Here is a 16,195-nt window from a genome sequence, read left to right as displayed (position 1 = left end):
GCCGGCTCAGCGGGTCGCGAACGGCTGGTCCGTGGGGACGATCTCGCGGCCCAGCGGCAGCAGGGAGACCGGGATCAGCTTGAAGTTGGCGATGCCGAACGGGATGCCGATGATCGTGAGGCAGAGGGCGATACCGGTGGCGATGTGCGCGAGCGCCAGCCACCAGCCGGCCAGGATCAGCCACAGGACGTTTCCGATGCAGGAGGGGGCGCCCGCGTCGCGGCGCTCGACCGTGGTGTACCCGAAGGGCCACAGGGCGTAGACGCCGATACGGAACGCGGCTATCCCGAAGGGGATGCCGATGATCGTGATGCAGAGCAGGACACCGGCGAGGAGATAGCAGAGGAACAGCCAGAAGCCGCTCAGGATGAGCCAGATGACGTTCAGGATGATCTTCACTGGTAGCGACCTGCCATCTTTTCGAGCCGGGCGATGCGGTCCGCCATCGGCGGGTGCGTGGAGAACATCTTGGTCAGTCCCTGGCCCGCCCGGAAGGGGTTCGCGATCATCATGTGACTGGCCGTCTGGATCTGCGGCTCGGGCGGCAGCGGCAGCTGCTGGGCGCCGACCTCCAGCTTGCGCAGTGCGCCGGCGAGGGCCAGCGGGTCACCGGTGAGCTGGGCGCCGGAGGCGTCCGCCTCGTACTCGCGGGAGCGGCTGATGGCCAGCTGGATGAGGGTGGCGGCGAGCGGGCCGAGGATCATGATCAGGAGCATGCCGAGCAGGCCGGGGCCGTCGTCGTCGTCCGAGCGGCCGACCGGGATGAGCCAGGCGAAGTTCACCAGGAACATGATCACCGAAGCCAGGGCGCCGGCCACCGAGGAGATGAGGATGTCCCGGTTGTAGACGTGGCTCAGCTCGTGGCCGATGACGCCCCTCAGCTCGCGTTCGTCCAGCAGGCGCAGGATGCCCTCGGTGCAGCACACGGCGGCGTTGCGCGGATTGCGGCCAGTCGCGAAGGCGTTGGGCGCCTCCGTCGGGGAGATGTAGAGCCGGGGCATGGGCTGGCGGGCTTGCGTGGACAGCTCGCGCACCATCCGGTACAGCGCCGGGGCTTCGAACTCGCTGACCGGGCGGGCGCGCATCGCGCGAAGGGCCAGCTTGTCGCTGTTCCAGTACGCGTACGCGTTCGTACCGAGGGCGACCAGGACCGCGATGACCAGGCCGGCACGGCCGAAGAAGCTGCCGATGACGATGATGAGTGCGGACAGTCCCCCGAGGAGTACTGCGGTCCTGAGCCCATTGTGCCGGCGGTGCACCGTACGCCCTCCAAATCATGCAGCAGGGAACCCTTCGGTCCAGTGGACCCTCCCGTACTGCCCAACGCCAGGCGGACGCCACGAGTTCCCTGGTGCGGGCGGTGCCGCGCCTCGGCCGTACGGGTGAGGCGGCTTTCCGACGGCACGCGCGCGTGGAGACGTGGAGGGGACACGCGCGCGTGACGGCTTCTCAGAAGAGGCCGGTGGCGGCGAAGCGGAGGACCAGCTGGGGTGCTCCGGAGAGGGCGACGCCGAGCACGCCGGTGAGGGCGAGGGCGGCCGTGAGGGGGGCCGGGACGCGGTGCCGGGCGGGCTCGCCCTCGGGGGCGCGGAACAGCAGGGCCGTCCACTGCAGGTAGTAGAAGAGGGCGATCACGACGTTGACGGCCATGACGACGGCGAGCCAGCCGAGGCCCGCGTCGACGGCCGCTGAGAACACGGTGACCTTCGCGAACAGTCCGATGACGCCCGGGGGCAGTCCGGCCAGACACAGCAGGAAGAAGGCCAGGAGGAGCGCGGTGAGCGGGTTGGTGGCGTACAGGCCGCGGTAGTCGGAAATCCGGTTCAGCGCCCGGCTACGGCCGACCAGGGCGGCCACCGCGAACGCGCCGAGGTTCACCGCGGCGTACATCAGGGCGTACGCGACCGTCGAACCGATCGCCTTCTGGGCGTCCTTGGTGTAGCCGGCGGCGGCGATCGGCACCAGCAGGTAGCCGGCCTGGCCGACGGAGGACCAGGCAAGCAGCCGTACGGCGCTGTACGCGCGCGTGGCCTGCTGCCGCAGGGCACCGACGTTGCCGACGGTCATGGTGAGAGCGGCCAGGACGGCGAGCGCGGGGCCCCAGACGTCGGCGTACGACGGGAACGCGACGACGGTGACGAGGATCAGGCCGGAGAAGCCGACCGCCTTGCCGACGACCGACAGGTACGCGGCGACGGGCAGCGGCGCGCCGACGTAGGTGTCGGGCACCCAGAAGTGGAACGGGACGGCGGCCGTCTTGAAGGCGAAGCCGATCAGGGTGAGGACGACACCCGCCTGGACGAGTGTGTGCAGCTGCCCGTCGACGTGTGTCAGGCGCTGGGCGACCTGGGTGAGGTAGAGCGTGCCGGTGGAGGCGTAGACGAAGCTGATGCCCATCAGGCTGACCGCGGTGGCGGTCACCGAGGACAGGAAGAACTTCAGGGCGGCCTCGGAGGACCGCTTGTCGCCGTGCCGGATGCCGACGAGGGCGAAGGCGGGCAGGGAGGCGACCTCCAGGGCGACGATCAGGGTGGCCAGGTCGCGGGAGGCGGGCAGCAGGGCGGCGCCGGCGGCGGAGGACAGCAGCAGGAACCAGAACTCGCCGGGCGGGACGCGCCGCTGGTCGTCCCTGAGGTTCGTGACCGACAGCAGTGCCGCGAGGAGCGCGCCGCCGAGGACGAGGAACTGGATGACGAGCGTGAAGTGGTCGGCGGTGTAACTGCACGCGCGCGTGGCGCCGTTCACACAGAAGGTGCTGCGGTCGCCGTCCAGGAGGGGCAGCAGCATCAGCGCGGCCACGGCCAGTCCGGCGACCGAGATCCAGCCGAGCACGGCCTTGCGGGCCTCGGGCAGGAACAGGTCGGCGACCAGGACGACGAGTCCGACCGCGGCGGCGATGGTCGGCGGGGCGACGGCGAGCCAGTCGACGGACTGGACCAGCGACTCGGCGAGGGGCTGGGCGCTCATCGGGGGCCTCCTGCGAGGAGCTGGTGCACGGCCGGATCGGTCAGGCCGAGCAGCGCCCTCGGCCACAGTCCGGCGACGACGGTGAGGGCGACGAGCGGGGTCCAGGCGGCGAACTCGTAGCCGTGGACGTCGGCGAGCTTCGGCACCTCCTGCTCCACGCCGCCCATGCAGACGCGGCGGACCACGATCAGCATGTACGCGGCCGTCAGGAGGGTCCCGAACGCGCCGATCGCCATGAAGGTGAGGAACGCGGGCCGGCTGAGGCCGGCGGCGGGCTTGAACGCGCCGAACAGGGCCAGCATCTCGCCCCAGAAGCCGGCGAGCCCCGGCAGACCGAGCGAGGCGACGGCGGCGAAGGCGAGCAGTCCGCCGAGCCGCGGGGCCTTGCCGTACAGGGCGGCGCCCGTCTCCTCGGCGAGGGTGTCCAGGTCGGTGGTGCCGGTGCGGTCCTTCAGCCCGCCGACCAGGAAGAACAGCAGGCCGGTGATGAGGCCGTGGGCGATGTTGGCGAACAGGGCGCCGTTCACCCCGGTCGGGGTCATGGTGGCGATGCCGAGCAGGACGAAGCCCATGTGGCCGACGGAGGAGTAGGCGATCAGCCGCTTGAGGTCGCCCTTCGCGCCACGCTTGGCCAGGGCCAGGCAGGCGAGGGATCCGTAGATGATCCCGACGACGGCGAGCGCGGCGAGGTACGGCGCGAAGGTGTGGAAGCCGTGCGGTGCGATCGGCAGCAGAATCCGGACGACCCCGTACGTACCCATCTTCAGCAGGACACCCGCCAGCAGGACCGAGCCGACGGTCGGGGCGGCGGTGTGGGCGTCGGGCAGCCAGCTGTGCAGCGGCCACATCGGCGTCTTGACCGCGAGCCCGATCCCGATCGCCAGAACGGCGATGACCTGCACGGATGCGGTCAGCGACCGGCCGTTGTCAGTGGCGAGTGCCACCATGTCGAACGTGCCCGCCTTGATTCCGATCAGGAGCAGGCCGAGCAGCATGACCACGGAGCCGAGCAGCGTGAACAGGATGAACTTCCACGCGGCCCGGGTCCGGCCCTCGCCGCCCCAGCGGGCGATGAGGAAGTACATCGGGATGAGCACCATCTCGAACGCGAGGAAGAACAGCAGCAGGTCGAGGACGGCGAAGGTCGCGAGGGTGCCGGATTCGAGCAGGAGCAGCAGCGCGACGAAGGCCTTCGGGGACGGCCCCTTGGGCGGGTTGAAGTAGGAGTACAGCGCGCAGAGGAAGGTCAGCAGCGCGGTCAGGACGACGAGGGGGAGGGAGATGCCGTCGATGCCGAGGTGGATCCGCACGTCGAGTGCGGGGATCCAGCTGATGTCGGTCGTGGCCTGCATCCTCGACGCGTGGTCGTGGTCGAAGCCGAGCGCGAGGACGATCGCGGCGATGAGGATCGCGCCGGTCACGGTCACGCCGTGGCGCAGCACGGCCTGTCCGGGTGACTTCCCCTTCAGCCCGGGCGGTGCCGGGAGGAGAGCGGCGACGGCGCCGAGGAGCGGGCCGACGACGACGAACGCCAGAAGGAACTGCATCACGGACTCGTTGATATCGATCACGCCTGCTCACGCTCCCGTGGCGACGAGGACGACGGCGACCGCCAGGACGACGGTGCCGGCGAGCAGCGCGCTCACATAGGTCTGCACATTGCCGGTCTGCGCCCGCCGTACGGCGGCCCCGAGCAGCCGGGGCAGGGCGGCCGCGCCGCGTACGTAGGTGTCGACGACCTCGCTGTCGAGGAACCGGACAAGACTCGCCCCGGCCTGGACCGGGCGGACGAACAGCGCCGTGTACACGGCGTCCAGGTGGAACCCGGCGGCCGCGGGCCGGTGCAGCGGGCCGAGCAGCAGCCGGCCGGGGTCGGCCGGATCGGGGGCGTGGGCGATGTCGCCGTAGGCCGGTTCGTGGGTGGCGATGGCCTCGGCCTCGACCAGGCCGGCGTCGCCCTCGGGGTGGGCGGCGACCGCGCCCAGCGGGACCCGGGCGGCGAGCTGGGCGGTGCGCTGCCAGGCACCGTAGGTGAGCAGCCCGCCGACCAGGGCGAGGCCCGTGCCGAGGATGGAGGTGAGCAGCGTCGGGGTCAGATCGCGGCCGTCGAACCAGCTGGGCAGCGAACGGTAGGCGAGCCCGCCGAAGGCGAGGGAGGGCACCGCGAGCACCCACAGGACGACGGTCATGGTCAGCGGCTGACGGCCGTGGTCCGGGGCCTCGGCGCCCCGGCCGCAGAAGGCCAGCAGCCACAGCCGGGTCGCGTAGGCGGCCGTGAGCAGGGCCGTGACCAGGCCGGCGACGAGGACGATCCAGCCGGCCGCGCCGGGCACGTGCGCCGTGCGACCGTCGACGGCGTGTTCGGCGGCGCCGAGGACGGACTCCTTGGAGAAGAAGCCGCTGAAGGGCGGGACCGCGGCGAGCGCGAGGAGTGCCACGGTCATCGTCCAGTAGGCGTCCGGGACACGGTCGCGCAGGCCGTGCATGCGGGACATGGCGGCCAGGGAGTTGGTGCCGGCGGCGTGGATGATCACGCCGGCCGCGAGGAACAGCAGCGCCTTGAAGGCGCCGTGGGACAGGAGGTGGAAGACGGCGGCGCCGCGGTCGCCGACGGCGAGGGCGCCGGTCATGTAGCCGAGCTGGCCGATCGTCGAGTAGGCGAGCACGCGCTTGATGTCGTCCTGGGCGAGCGCGGCGAGTCCCGAGCCCGCCATGGTGACGGCGGCCATGACGGCGAGGACCACCATCGCGGCCGAGGAGGCCTCGAAGACGGGAAGGAGACGGGCGATGAAGTAGACACCGGCGGCGACCATCGTCGCGGCGTGGATCAGCGCCGAGACGGGCGTCGGGCCCGCCATGGCGTCCGGGAGCCAGGTGTGCAGCGGGAACTGCGCCGACTTGCCCGCGACGCCCGCGAGGAGCAGCAGGGCGATCAGCGTCGGGTGGTGCAGGTTGCCGCTCGCGACGGCGCCGAGGACGCGGGTGATGCGGAAGGAGCCGGCGTCGGTGGCGAGCGCGAACAGTCCGATGAGGAACGGCACGTCGCCGAGCTTGGTGACGAGGAAGGCCTTCAGGGAGGCGGCGCGGGCCTCGGGGGTCTCCCAGTAGTGGCCGACCAGGAAGTAGGAGCAGATGCCCATGACTTCCCAGCCGACCAGCAGCACGATCAGGTCGCCGGAGTAGACGACCAGGAGCATCGCGGAGGTGAAGAGGGAGACCAGAGCGGCGTACGAGGGGTAGCGCGGGTCGTCGCGCAGATAGCCGGTCGAGTAGATCTGCACGCAGGCGGCGACGAACGCGACCAGGATCGCGACGAGCGCGGCGAAGCCGTCGATGTGCAGTGCCAGCTCGATGGGGACCGATCCGGTGGGCGTCAGCTCGGTGTGGGCGTCGATGGCCGCCTCGCCGCCCTGGTGCACGGCGACCAGCGCGGCCATGACGAGCGAGGCCAGCGTCGGCAGTACGGCGAGCGGGCGGAGGAACCCGGGCGCGGTGCGGCCGAGCAGCAGTCCGGCCGCGGCGCCGAGGAACGGCAGGAGGGGGACGAGGACGGCGAGGGTGGTCGTGGTCACGCGGTGGCCTCAGCCTTCCCGGCCGCGGGGGTGCCGGGGCCCTCGGTGCCGGGGCCCTCGGTGCCGGGGCCCTCGGCGGTGTCGCGGAGCTTGTCGATGTCGGAGGTGCCGCGGTTGCGGTAGACGGCGAGCACGATCGCCAGGCCGATGCCGATCTCGGCGGCGGCGATAGCGATGGTGAACAGGGTCAGCGCCTGGCCGGAGTGCAGGGTGTCCTTCGCGGCCCGGCTGAGCCAGACGTCGAAGGCGACCAGGTTGAGGTTGACGGCGTTGAGCATCAGCTCGACCGACATCAGGACCAGGATCGCGTTGCGGCGGGCGAGGACGCCGTACAGGCCGGTGCAGAAGAGGAGGGCGGAGAGTACGGCCGGGTAGGCGAGGTGCATCAGCGGGCGCCTTCCTTGTCGCCGGGGACGCCGACAGCGGCGGCGGTGTCCGTGTCCGTGTCCGCCTTGGCCTTGCGGGACAGCACGATCGCTCCGACCAGGGCCGCGAGGAGCAGCACGGACAGGGCCTCGAAGGGCAGCACCCAGTTCCGGAACAGGCTCGCGCCGGTGACCCGGGTGGAGCCGGCGGCCGGGCCGCTCAGGTCGATCCAGGTGGTGCGGAAGGCGTCGACGACCACCCAGACCAGGGCGACGGCGGCGGCGACCGCGACGGTCAGGGCGGCCCACCGGTTGCCGGAGTCGGCGTCCGGGGAGCGGCCGATGGGCGCGTTGGTGAGCATCAGCCCGAAGAGGAGAAGGACGACGACGGAGCCGACGTAGATGAGGACCTGTACCCAGGCGATGAACTCGGCCGTGAGCAGCAGGTACTCCACGGCGAGACCACCGAGGGCGACCACCAGCCACAGGGCGGCGTGCACCAGCTGCCGGGTGGTGACGGTGACCAGTGCGGCGCCGAAGGTGCCCAGGCCGACGAGGAGGAAGGCGATCTCGACGCCGGCCGGGGACAGGAAGCCGGGGTGGCCCGCGGCCGGGCTCACGGCTGCGGCGCTCAGGGTCGTGGTGAGGCTCATGCGTCGCCCTCCCCCGGCTCGGCCTGCGCGGCCGCCAGTTTCTCGGCGGTCTTGCGGGCGGCGGCGATCTCCTTCGGCTCCTCGGCCGCGGGGTCGAGGGCAGGCGGGGCCGGGACGGTCCACATCCACTCGCGGAGCTTGTCCCGCTCGTGGGTGAGCTCGCGGATGTCGGTCTCGGCGTACTCGAACTCCGGGGACCAGAACAGCGCGTCGAAAGGACAGACCTCGATGCAGATACCGCAGTACATGCACAGGGAGAAGTCGATGGCGAACCGGTCGAGGACGTTGCGGCTGCGCTCGCGTCCACCGGGGGCGGCCGGCGGGACCGTCTCCTTGTGGGAGTCGATGTAGATGCACCAGTCGGGGCACTCACGGGCGCAGAGCATGCAGACCGTGCAGTTCTCCTCGAACAGGCCGATCACGCCACGGGTGCGGGGCGGCAGTTCGGGCTGGGCGTCCGGGTACTGCTCGGTGACCGTCTTGCGGGTCATCGTGCGGAGGGTGACGGCCAGGCCCTTGACGAGGCCGGAGCCGGGAACGCGGGGACGGGAGGGCTGGGACGGCGCGGCCATGGTTAGGAGATCACCACCTTGACGATGCCGGTGAGGGCGATCTGGGCGAGGGAGAGGGGCACGAGGAGGGTCCAGGAGAGCTTCTGGAGCTGGTCCTCACGCAGGCGCGGGTAGGTGACGCGGAGCCAGATGACGAGGAAGGCGAGGATCGCGGTCTTCAGCAGGGTCCACAGCCAGCCCAGGCCGTCGTGGCCCCACGGGCCGTGCCAGCCGCCCAGGAAGAGGACGGTGGTCAGACCGCACAGGACGACGATCCCGGCGTACTCGGCGAGGAGGAAGAGTGCGAACCGCAGTCCGGTGTACTCGGTGTACGCGCCGAAGATGATCTCCGAGTCGGCGACGGGCATGTCGAAGGGCGGGCGCTGCAGCTCGGCGAGTCCGGCGACGAAGAAGACGACGGCGCCGACGATCTGCCAGGGCACCCACCACCAGTGGAAGGAGTGCAGGATGCCGGGCAGGGAGACCGTGCCCGCCGCCATGGCGACCGAGGCCGCGGCGAGCAGCATGGGGAGTTCGTAGGCGAGCAGCTGGGCGGCCGTGCGCAGGCCGCCGAGCAGGGAGAACTTGTTCGCGCTGGCCCAGCCGGCCATGAGCGAGCCGAGCACGCCGACCCCCATCACCGCGAGCACGAAGAACACGCCCGCGTCGAGGACCTGGCCGACGGCGCCCTCGCCCGGGCCGATCGGGATGGCGAGCAGGACGAGGAGGTACGGCAGCAGGGCTACGGCGGGGGCGAGCTGGAAGACGCGGCGGTCGGCGCCCGCCGGGACCACGTCCTCCTTCTGTGCGAACTTCACGCCGTCGGCGATGAGCTGGGCCCAGCCGTGGAAGCCGCCGGCGTACATCGGGCCGAGGCGGCCCTGCATGTGGGCCATCACCTTGTGCTCGGTCTGGCCGATGATCAGCGGGAAGGTGAGGAAGACGACGAACACGACGAGGAGTCGCAGGGCGACGTCCAGCGCGCCGTTCACTGCGGGCCTCCTGTGGGGTGGGGGTCGTCGGGGTTGTCGCCGTCGGCGGGGGTGGCCGGGTCTTCGCGGGTGGCGGAGTCGGCCCCGGCGGAGTCGGCCCCGGCGGAGTCGGCCCCGGTGGAGTCGCCTCCGGTGGAGTCGGCCCTGGCGGCGGTCTGCTCGGGCCGTTCCTCGGCCGGCTCGGGTTCCGCGGGGGCCGGCCGAGGAACGGCAGGGGCCGGCTCGGTGTCCGCGGAGGCCGGCTCGGGCTCCGGCTCCTCAGGGGGTTGTTCCGTTCCCGCACGCTTCCGCTCGGGATCCGTCGGCTCGTCGAAGGTCGGCCGGGCGTGGTGCCAGGGGGCGTCCGAGCTGCGTGGGGCCGTACTCCGGCGGGCAGGGTCAGCCACGTCGTCCGGTGCCGTCGGCTCTCCGGAACCCGCGGCCGTCGGCTCACCGGACGGCTCCGCGGCGGCATGAGCCCTCTGTGAGGCCGAGCCCTCTGAGGCGCTGCGCGCGCGGCGGGGGTGGGCCGGGGCCGGGCCGGGCTCGTGCGCCACGGAGGCCTCGGCGGCCGGACCTTCCGCGCTCGCCGTCCGGGTCGTGTCGCCCTCAGCCGCGGCCTGCTTCTGCTCGGCCGCGTCCTGCGGGGCCCGCGTCTGGCTCACCGAGCCTTCGCTCGCGCTCCGCATCCGCCGCGGCCGAGCCCCGGCGGCACCAGGAACCCCAGTAGCTCCAGCAGCCCCAGCAGCGCCGATGGCCGCACCATCGGCACCAGTGGCCCCGACGGTTCCGGTTGCCTCGGCTGCACTCGTGGGTGCCGCTCCCGTCTGGCTCGCGGAGCCCTCCGCAGCCGTACGGGTGCGTCGTACCGGACGTTCTCCCGCCGCGCGGGCCGGACGTTCTCCCGCCGCGCGACCCGCCGCCGCACGGGCAGGGCGGGCCGGGGCAGGCGGGAGCTGGCCCTTCAGCGGGCCCCACTCGTTGGGGTCCGGCACGCCCGGGGGCAGCATCTGCCGGCGCTTCGGACCACCGTGTTCGGACTCGCCGGGCTCCTTCGCACCGGGCCAGGCCTTGGCGACGCGGGCGGCGAGGACGAAGTCCTTGCGGAGCGGGTGGCCCTCGAAGTTCTCGGGGAGGAGGAGGTGCTCCAGCGACGGGTGGCCCTCGAAACGGACCCCGAACATCTCGTGGGTCTCGCGCTCGTGCCAGGCGGCGCCCGCGTAGACGCCGACGGCGGAGGGCAGTGTCGGTGCCTCGTGCGGGACGGTCGTGCGGACGAGGAGACGCCGGACCGGGTGGAGGGCGACGACATGGGCCGAGACGCGGAAACCCGTGCCCGGTTCGTCGACGGCGCTCAGCCAGTCGAAGTAGGTGCAGCCCAGGGTCGTACGCGCCGTCTCCAGGGCGGTGAGCCAGGAGGACGGCGGGACGTCCACCGTCAGGACCTCGTACGACTCCTCGGCCACCGCCTCGGCGCCGAAGAGTTCCTCGGCGGGGGCGGGCAGCCAGCCGACCGCGCTCATCGGGCGTCCTCCTCACCGGCCGCCGCCGAAGGCCCCGCCGGGCTCCCCGTCCCACCGGCCGCCGCCGAAGGCCCCGCCGGGCTCCCGGTCCCACCGGCCGGGGCCGGAGCCGCCGGGGGCTGGGCCGGGTCGTCCGTCGCGTCCGCTCGGGCCGGGGGCTTCACCAGGTCGCTGGTCAGGGCCGCCGCGGACGGCCGGGAGGTACCGGTGCCATACCGCTCCGCGAGCGACTCGCGGGCGATCTTCTCCTGGAGCTTGAGGATGCCCTGGAGCAGCGCCTCGGGGCGCGGCGGGCAGCCGGGGACGTACACGTCGACCGGGATGATCTGGTCGACGCCCTTCGTCACCGAGTAGGAGTCCCAGTAGGGGCCGCCGCAGTTGGAGCAGGCGCCGAAGGAGATGACGTACTTCGGCTCCGGCATCTGCTCGTACAGGCGCTTGACCGCCGGGGCCATCTTGTCCGTCACCGTGCCCGACACCACCATCAGGTCGGCCTGGCGCGGCCCGGGAGCGAACGGGATCACGCCGAGGCGGATGAAGTCGTGGCGGGCCATCGACGCGGCGATGAACTCGATCGCGCAACAGGCGAGGCCGAAGTTGAAGACCCAGAGCGAGTAGCGGCGGCCCCAGTTGAGGACCACCTTCATCGGCTCGGGGGCCAGGCGGGCCAGGGCGCCGAGCCGCCTGGGCTCCGGCAGGTACACGGGATCCGGGGTCACGTCCATGCCAGGACGCCCTTCTTGTATGCGTACAGCAGGCCTACGGCGAGGAAGCCGAGGAAGACGAACATCTCCACCAGGGTCGTCGCTCCGTAGCCGGGGGCGGCGAAGACCGTCGCCCAGGGGAACAGGAAGATCGAGTCGACCGCGAAGATCACGTACAGGAAGGCGTAGACGTAGTAGCGGACCTGGGTGTGGGCCCAGCCCTCGCCGACGGGGTCGACACCGCACTCGTAGGTGAGGAGTTTCTCCGGTGTCGGTACGACCGGGCGCAGCAGGCGGCCGGCGCCGAAGGCGACCGCGACGAACAGCACGCCGATGAGCGCGAGCAGTCCCACCACCGAGTAGGACCGGAAGTAGCCGGCCGCGATGACGTGCGCCGCGGCGGCCGACGAGTCCCCCAACGTCTCCCGCACCGTCCGACCTCGCTCCCTGACCTCGTGACCTTGGTGAATTCGTGAACTCTGTGATGCGCCGTGATGTGACGCGATTCGACGATCTGTACGCACGGGAGTCTAGGCCCTGATAAAGAGCGGGTAAGCAGCCCGTCACGGGGTGAGACAGAAGAGGCGCGCGAGGGTGGGGTTTTCCCCCGGCGGCCGAGGGCGGCATACCGCATGGCGCGGAGGGTGCCGTGCACGGCAGGCTGACCGGTATGACCGCTACCAGCTCCGCCACCGGCCGGGCGGCCGACGGCACCGACCGGCTGCCGCCGATCCGGCCGGCGTACGACGCGCACACGTGGAAGGAGATCCTCTTTCTCCTGCTGAACCTGCCGGTGACGGTGTTCGGCTTCGTCTACGCGATCACCGTGCTGTCCGTCGGCGGGTCCCTGACGCTCACCGTGATCGGCCTTCCGCTGCTGGCGCTCAGCCTGCTGGGTTCCCGGCAGCTGGGGAAGCTGGAGCGGGCCCGTGCCCGGTGGCTGCTCGGGGTGCGGGTGGAGGAGCCGACGCCGCTGCCGCTCGCCAGGAGCGGCACGCTGACGCAGCGGCTGTGGATGGCGCTGAAGGACCCGGTGGGCTGGCGGACGATGCTGTACGACGCCATCCGGCTGCCCTGGGGCGTCCTCACCTTCTGCACCGTGCTGACCTCGCTGTTCGTGCTGTGGCCCGTACTGCCGTACCTGGCCCGGGGCCTCGCGAACGTGGACCGCTTCATGGTGCGCGGTCTGCTGTCGCCCTCGGACGAGCTGGAACGCCGTATCGCCGAGCTGGAGTCGGACCGCGGGGTCGTGGTCGACACCGCCGCCGCCGACCTGCGGCGCATCGAGCGCGATCTGCACGACGGCGCCCAGGCCCGGCTGGTCAACCTGGCCATGGGGCTCGGTCTGGCCAAGGAGAAGCTGCTGGAGGATCCCGACTCTGCGGCGGCGATGGTGGAGGAGGCGCACGGCGAGGTGAAGCTGGCCCTGCAGGAGCTGCGCGACCTCGCCCGTGGCATCCATCCCGCGGTGCTCACGGACCGGGGCCTGGACGCGGCCCTGTCCTCGGTCGCCACCCGCTGCACGGTGCCGGTCAAGGTGACCGTGGACCTGCCGGACCGCCCGGCGCCGGCCATCGAGGGCATCGCCTACTTCACGGTGTCCGAGCTGCTGCAGAACATCAGCAAGCACAGCGGGGCCCGGTCCGCCTCGGTCGACGTGTGGCGGGCGGCGGACCGGCTGCTCATCCAGGTCCGGGACGACGGCCGTGGTGGCGCCCGGCTGGAGGGCGGTACCGGGATGCGGGGCCTTGCGGAGCGGCTGGGCGCGGTGGACGGCCTGTTCGTGCTCGACTCCCCGGCCGGCGGCCCGACGGTGATCACGGCAGAGCTGCCGTGGCGGGACCGGACGGAGTAGCGGGGCGGCCGACGAACCAGCAGCCGGCCCACAGCAGCACCCCTACGGCGAATCCCTACGGCGAATCCCTCCGGCGAATCCCCATGGCGAACTCCTGAGCCGACCGCGGCCGACGGCAACCGGAAGCCGACGGCACCGTGCGGCCGGCCGGACCGGCGGGGGTGGGGGTGGGGAAAACCCCCCGCCCAAGACGCCGACGAACTCCATGGCCCGGCACCCTCCGGCCCACGACCCTGGAGACACGGCTGAACCGCCGCTCGAACGACGAGAACAGGACGACATCGATGGCCACGGAGTACGGACACGGGTACGGGCGGGAGGACGGACGGTCCCCCGGCCCCGGTCGTCGGCTGCCCGCCGCGCTGCGGGCGCCGTTCGAGGCACGCAGCGCGCGCGAGTTCGGCTATGTCCTGCTGAGCCTGCCGATCTCCGTCGTGCTGTTCACCTGGACGGTGACCATGGCCTCGCTCGGCGCGGGCCTGCTGGTGACCTTCCTCGGCATCCCGGTGCTCGCGGCGGCGCTCGCCGGCTGCCGGGGCTTCGGCGCGCTGGAGCGGGCGCGGGCACGCGGGCTGCTGCGGCTGGAGGTGGCCGAGCCGGAGCCGCTGCGGATGCGCAGACCTGGTGCCCTGGCCTGGATGGGCGCGGTGCTCAAGAGCGGCACCTCCTGGCGGAACCTGCTGTACGCGCTGGTGCAGTTCCCCTGGGCGGTGTTCTCGTTCTGCGTGGCGGTGACCCTGTGGACGACGAGCCTGACGATGCTGACGTACCCGCTGTGGTTCTGGGTCTTCCCGATGTACGGCGGCCAGGGCGGGCTGCAGCTGTACGGCGACGAGCACCACAGCGTCTACCTCGACAACCCGTTCGAGATCACCGTGACCGCGCTGGTCGGCCTGCTGTTCACGCTGGTCACGCCGTGGATCGTGAGGGCCCTGACGACGGTGGACGGGCTGCTGGTGCGGGGGCTGCTGGGGCCGTCGCCGCTGTCGGCGCGGGTGGTGGAGCTGGAGTCGGACCGCGGGGTCGTGGTCGACACGGCCGCCGCCGACCTGCGGCGCATCGAGCGCGACCTGCACGACGGGGCCCAGGCCCGGCTGGTCAACCTGGCCATGGATCTGGGGCTGGCCAAGGAGAAGCTCCGGGAGGATCCGCGGGCGGCGGCGCGGATGGTGGACGAGGCGCACGGCGAGGTGAAGACGGCGCTGCAGGAGCTGCGCGACCTCGCCCGTGGCATTCATCCGGCGGTGCTGACCGACCGTGGTCTGGACGCGGCCCTGTCCTCGGTCGCCTCCCGCTGCACGGTGCCGGTACGGGTCGAGGTCGAGCTGCCGGCCCGCCCGGCGCCGGCCATCGAGGGCATCGCCTACTTCACGGTGTCCGAGCTGCTGCAGAACATCAGCAAGCACAGCGGGGCCCGGTCCGCCTCGGTCGACGTGTGGTGCACGGAGGACCAGCTGATGCTGCAGGTGACCGACGACGGTGTGGGCGGCGCGGACGTCTCCCGCGGTTCGGGCCTGGCCGGCCTCGCCGGCCGCCTGGACGCGGTGGACGGCATCCTCGTGGTGGACTCCCCGCCGGGCGGCCCCACCCGGGTGATCGCCGAACTCCCCTGGCGGGCCTGACAGCCGGTACGAAACACCCGGCAGCCCCGCCCAGGGCACGCCCCGCCCCCGCGCCCCGCACGGCAAACCGGCGGGACCGCAGGCCCCAGCCCCCAGCCCCCAGCCCCCAGCCCCCAACAGCCGTCTCCCGTCGGCCGGATCGTGCCGTGCAGCGGCGGTGCTGATCGGATACTGAGATGCTTGACCTTCGTACGGACGAACGTCCGCACGGGCGAGCGTCGCGGGTCGAACGGACGGGCGCCGGGGCGGACGGCATGGGCTTGGGGGGGCCGGCAGATCGTGGAGGACAGGGTGCGGGTGGTCATCGCCGAGGATTCAGTGCTGCTCAGGGAGGGCCTGACCCGGCTGCTGACCGACCGCGGGCACGACGTCGTGGCCGGCGTCGGGGACGCGGAGGCGCTGGTGAAGACCATCGCCGACCTGGAGGCACAGGGCACGCTGCCCGACGTGGTGGTGGCGGACGTACGGATGCCGCCGACGCACACCGACGAGGGCGTACGGGCCGCCGTACGGCTGCGGAAGGCGCATCCCGGGCTCGGCGTGCTGGTGCTGTCGCAGTACGTGGAGGAGCGTTACGCCACCGAGCTGCTGGCCGGTTCCAGCCGGGGCGTGGGCTATCTGCTCAAGGACCGGGTCGCCGAGGTGCGCGAGTTCGTGGACGCGGTGGTGCGGGTGGCCGAGGGCGGTACGGCGCTGGACCCGGAGGTGGTGGCGCAGCTGCTCGGCCGCAGCCGCAAGCAGGACGTGCTGACGGGGCTGACCCCGCGCGAGCGCGAGGTGCTCGGGCTGATGGCGGAGGGGCGCACGAACTCGGCGATCGCCAAGCAGCTGGTGGTCAGCGACGGTGCCGTGGAGAAGCACGTCAGCAACATCTTCCTGAAGCTCGGGCTGGCCCCGAGCGACGGGGACCACCGGCGCGTTCTGGCCGTTCTGACGTACCTGAACTCCTGAGCCGGCTCCCGGCGGAGCACCACCCGGTCGCCGCGGCGGCCGGGCACCCGGCTGGGGAGGACTCAGGAGACAACCGAGGGACGCTCGGGAACTTCTTGATCGGAGTTCCGGCGTCCCGGGTCATCATGCGGGAGAGTGAGTAGCAGCGCGACAGGCCGTCTCGAAACACCGTCCAATCTTTGGATGGCCTCGGGAAGGCGACCCTAACCGACGTAGGGTTGATCCTGGGATGGTCCGTGGGACGACCACCCGACGGACAGCCGCCTCGAAGGAGGTCCAGTTCAGTGACCAGCCAGGTCAGCAGCCCAGCGGAGCAGGCCGACGGTACCGTCGTTGGAGAGCAGCGCAAACCGGGCGGCGCGAAGGACGTGCGGCGCCTGGACCGGGTGATCATCCGGTTCGCGGGGGACTCGGGTGACGGCATGCAGCTCACCGGTGACCGGTTCACCTCGGAGACCGCC

Annotated in this window: 15 protein-coding genes; 3 read left to right on the top strand and 12 right to left on the bottom strand. The window is 72.0% G+C overall.

The genetic code is table 11. The features are described from left to right. Positions 1 to 6 precede the first annotated feature (6 nt). The 12 genes from ACZ7HQ_RS34510 to ACZ7HQ_RS34455 all read right to left on the bottom strand — a co-directional run bounded on the left by ACZ7HQ_RS34510 (position 7) and on the right by ACZ7HQ_RS34455 (position 11,737). Positions 7 to 399 (bottom strand): YccF domain-containing protein, encoded by a 393-nt coding sequence (locus ACZ7HQ_RS34510; RefSeq protein ID WP_470998750.1) that lies wholly within the window; start codon positions 397 to 399, stop codon positions 7 to 9. After that, positions 396 to 1,259, bottom strand: a complete 864-nt coding sequence (htpX, locus tag ACZ7HQ_RS34505) for a zinc metalloprotease HtpX (RefSeq protein ID WP_470998748.1) — start codon at positions 1,257 to 1,259, stop codon at positions 396 to 398. Before htpX ends, ACZ7HQ_RS34510 begins: the two co-directional genes overlap by 4 nt. Before the next feature lie 190 nt (positions 1,260 to 1,449). Beyond that, the gene (locus ACZ7HQ_RS34500; RefSeq protein ID WP_470998746.1) at positions 1,450 to 2,967 is read right to left on the bottom strand and encodes an NADH-quinone oxidoreductase subunit N; all 1,518 of its coding nucleotides are present in this window, start codon (positions 2,965 to 2,967) and stop codon (positions 1,450 to 1,452) included. Continuing rightward, positions 2,964 to 4,538: an NADH-quinone oxidoreductase subunit M gene (locus tag ACZ7HQ_RS34495; protein WP_470998744.1), complete on the bottom strand. Its 1,575-nt coding sequence runs from the start codon at positions 4,536 to 4,538 to the stop codon at positions 2,964 to 2,966. The genes ACZ7HQ_RS34500 and ACZ7HQ_RS34495 overlap by 4 nt, the downstream gene beginning before the upstream one ends. A 6-nt stretch (positions 4,539 to 4,544) precedes the next feature. After that, complete coding sequence (locus ACZ7HQ_RS34490) at positions 4,545 to 6,539, bottom strand: NADH-quinone oxidoreductase subunit 5 family protein (protein WP_470998741.1); 1,995 nt, start codon at positions 6,537 to 6,539, stop codon at positions 4,545 to 4,547. After that, positions 6,536 to 6,925: an NADH-quinone oxidoreductase subunit NuoK gene (gene nuoK / locus ACZ7HQ_RS34485; protein WP_470998738.1), complete on the bottom strand. Its 390-nt coding sequence runs from the start codon at positions 6,923 to 6,925 to the stop codon at positions 6,536 to 6,538. Before nuoK ends, ACZ7HQ_RS34490 begins: the two co-directional genes overlap by 4 nt. Next, positions 6,925 to 7,557, bottom strand: coding sequence for an NADH-quinone oxidoreductase subunit J family protein (locus ACZ7HQ_RS34480; protein WP_470998735.1), 633 nt, complete (start codon positions 7,555 to 7,557; stop codon positions 6,925 to 6,927). The genes nuoK and ACZ7HQ_RS34480 overlap by 1 nt, the downstream gene beginning before the upstream one ends. Beyond that, complete coding sequence (locus ACZ7HQ_RS34475; RefSeq protein ID WP_470998732.1) at positions 7,554 to 8,129, bottom strand: NuoI/complex I 23 kDa subunit family protein; 576 nt, start codon at positions 8,127 to 8,129, stop codon at positions 7,554 to 7,556. The genes ACZ7HQ_RS34480 and ACZ7HQ_RS34475 overlap by 4 nt, the downstream gene beginning before the upstream one ends. A 2-nt stretch (positions 8,130 to 8,131) precedes the next feature. Next, positions 8,132 to 9,100, bottom strand: coding sequence for a complex I subunit 1/NuoH family protein (locus ACZ7HQ_RS34470; protein ID WP_470998729.1), 969 nt, complete (start codon positions 9,098 to 9,100; stop codon positions 8,132 to 8,134). Next, the gene (locus ACZ7HQ_RS34465) at positions 9,097 to 10,602 is read right to left on the bottom strand and encodes an NADH-quinone oxidoreductase subunit C (RefSeq protein WP_470998726.1); all 1,506 of its coding nucleotides are present in this window, start codon (positions 10,600 to 10,602) and stop codon (positions 9,097 to 9,099) included. The genes ACZ7HQ_RS34470 and ACZ7HQ_RS34465 overlap by 4 nt, the downstream gene beginning before the upstream one ends. Then, positions 10,599 to 11,327, bottom strand: a complete 729-nt coding sequence (locus ACZ7HQ_RS34460) for an NADH-quinone oxidoreductase subunit B (protein WP_470998724.1) — start codon at positions 11,325 to 11,327, stop codon at positions 10,599 to 10,601. Before ACZ7HQ_RS34460 ends, ACZ7HQ_RS34465 begins: the two co-directional genes overlap by 4 nt. Further along, complete coding sequence (locus tag ACZ7HQ_RS34455; RefSeq protein ID WP_470998721.1) at positions 11,318 to 11,737, bottom strand: NADH-quinone oxidoreductase subunit A; 420 nt, start codon at positions 11,735 to 11,737, stop codon at positions 11,318 to 11,320. Before ACZ7HQ_RS34455 ends, ACZ7HQ_RS34460 begins: the two co-directional genes overlap by 10 nt. 239 nt (positions 11,738 to 11,976) lie before the next feature. On the opposite strand from ACZ7HQ_RS34455, the gene ACZ7HQ_RS34450 reads away from it, so the two are divergent. The 3 genes from ACZ7HQ_RS34450 (at position 11,977) to ACZ7HQ_RS34440 (ending at position 15,734) form a co-directional block, all read left to right on the top strand. After that, positions 11,977 to 13,161, top strand: coding sequence for a sensor histidine kinase (locus ACZ7HQ_RS34450; RefSeq protein WP_470998718.1), 1,185 nt, complete (start codon positions 11,977 to 11,979; stop codon positions 13,159 to 13,161). 284 nt (positions 13,162 to 13,445) lie between these two features. Beyond that, positions 13,446 to 14,783 (top strand): sensor histidine kinase, encoded by a 1,338-nt coding sequence (locus ACZ7HQ_RS34445; RefSeq protein WP_470998715.1) that lies wholly within the window; start codon positions 13,446 to 13,448, stop codon positions 14,781 to 14,783. Between the two features lie 291 nt (positions 14,784 to 15,074). After that, positions 15,075 to 15,734, top strand: a complete 660-nt coding sequence (locus ACZ7HQ_RS34440; protein WP_470998941.1) for a LuxR C-terminal-related transcriptional regulator — start codon at positions 15,075 to 15,077, stop codon at positions 15,732 to 15,734. The last annotated feature ends 461 nt before the right edge of the window (positions 15,735 to 16,195 follow it).

The organism is Streptomyces sp. NPDC037290 (genome assembly GCF_055603245.1).
Note: the sequence above shows the minus strand (reverse complement) of the source record. Positions and strands in the feature narration are given on the sequence as shown.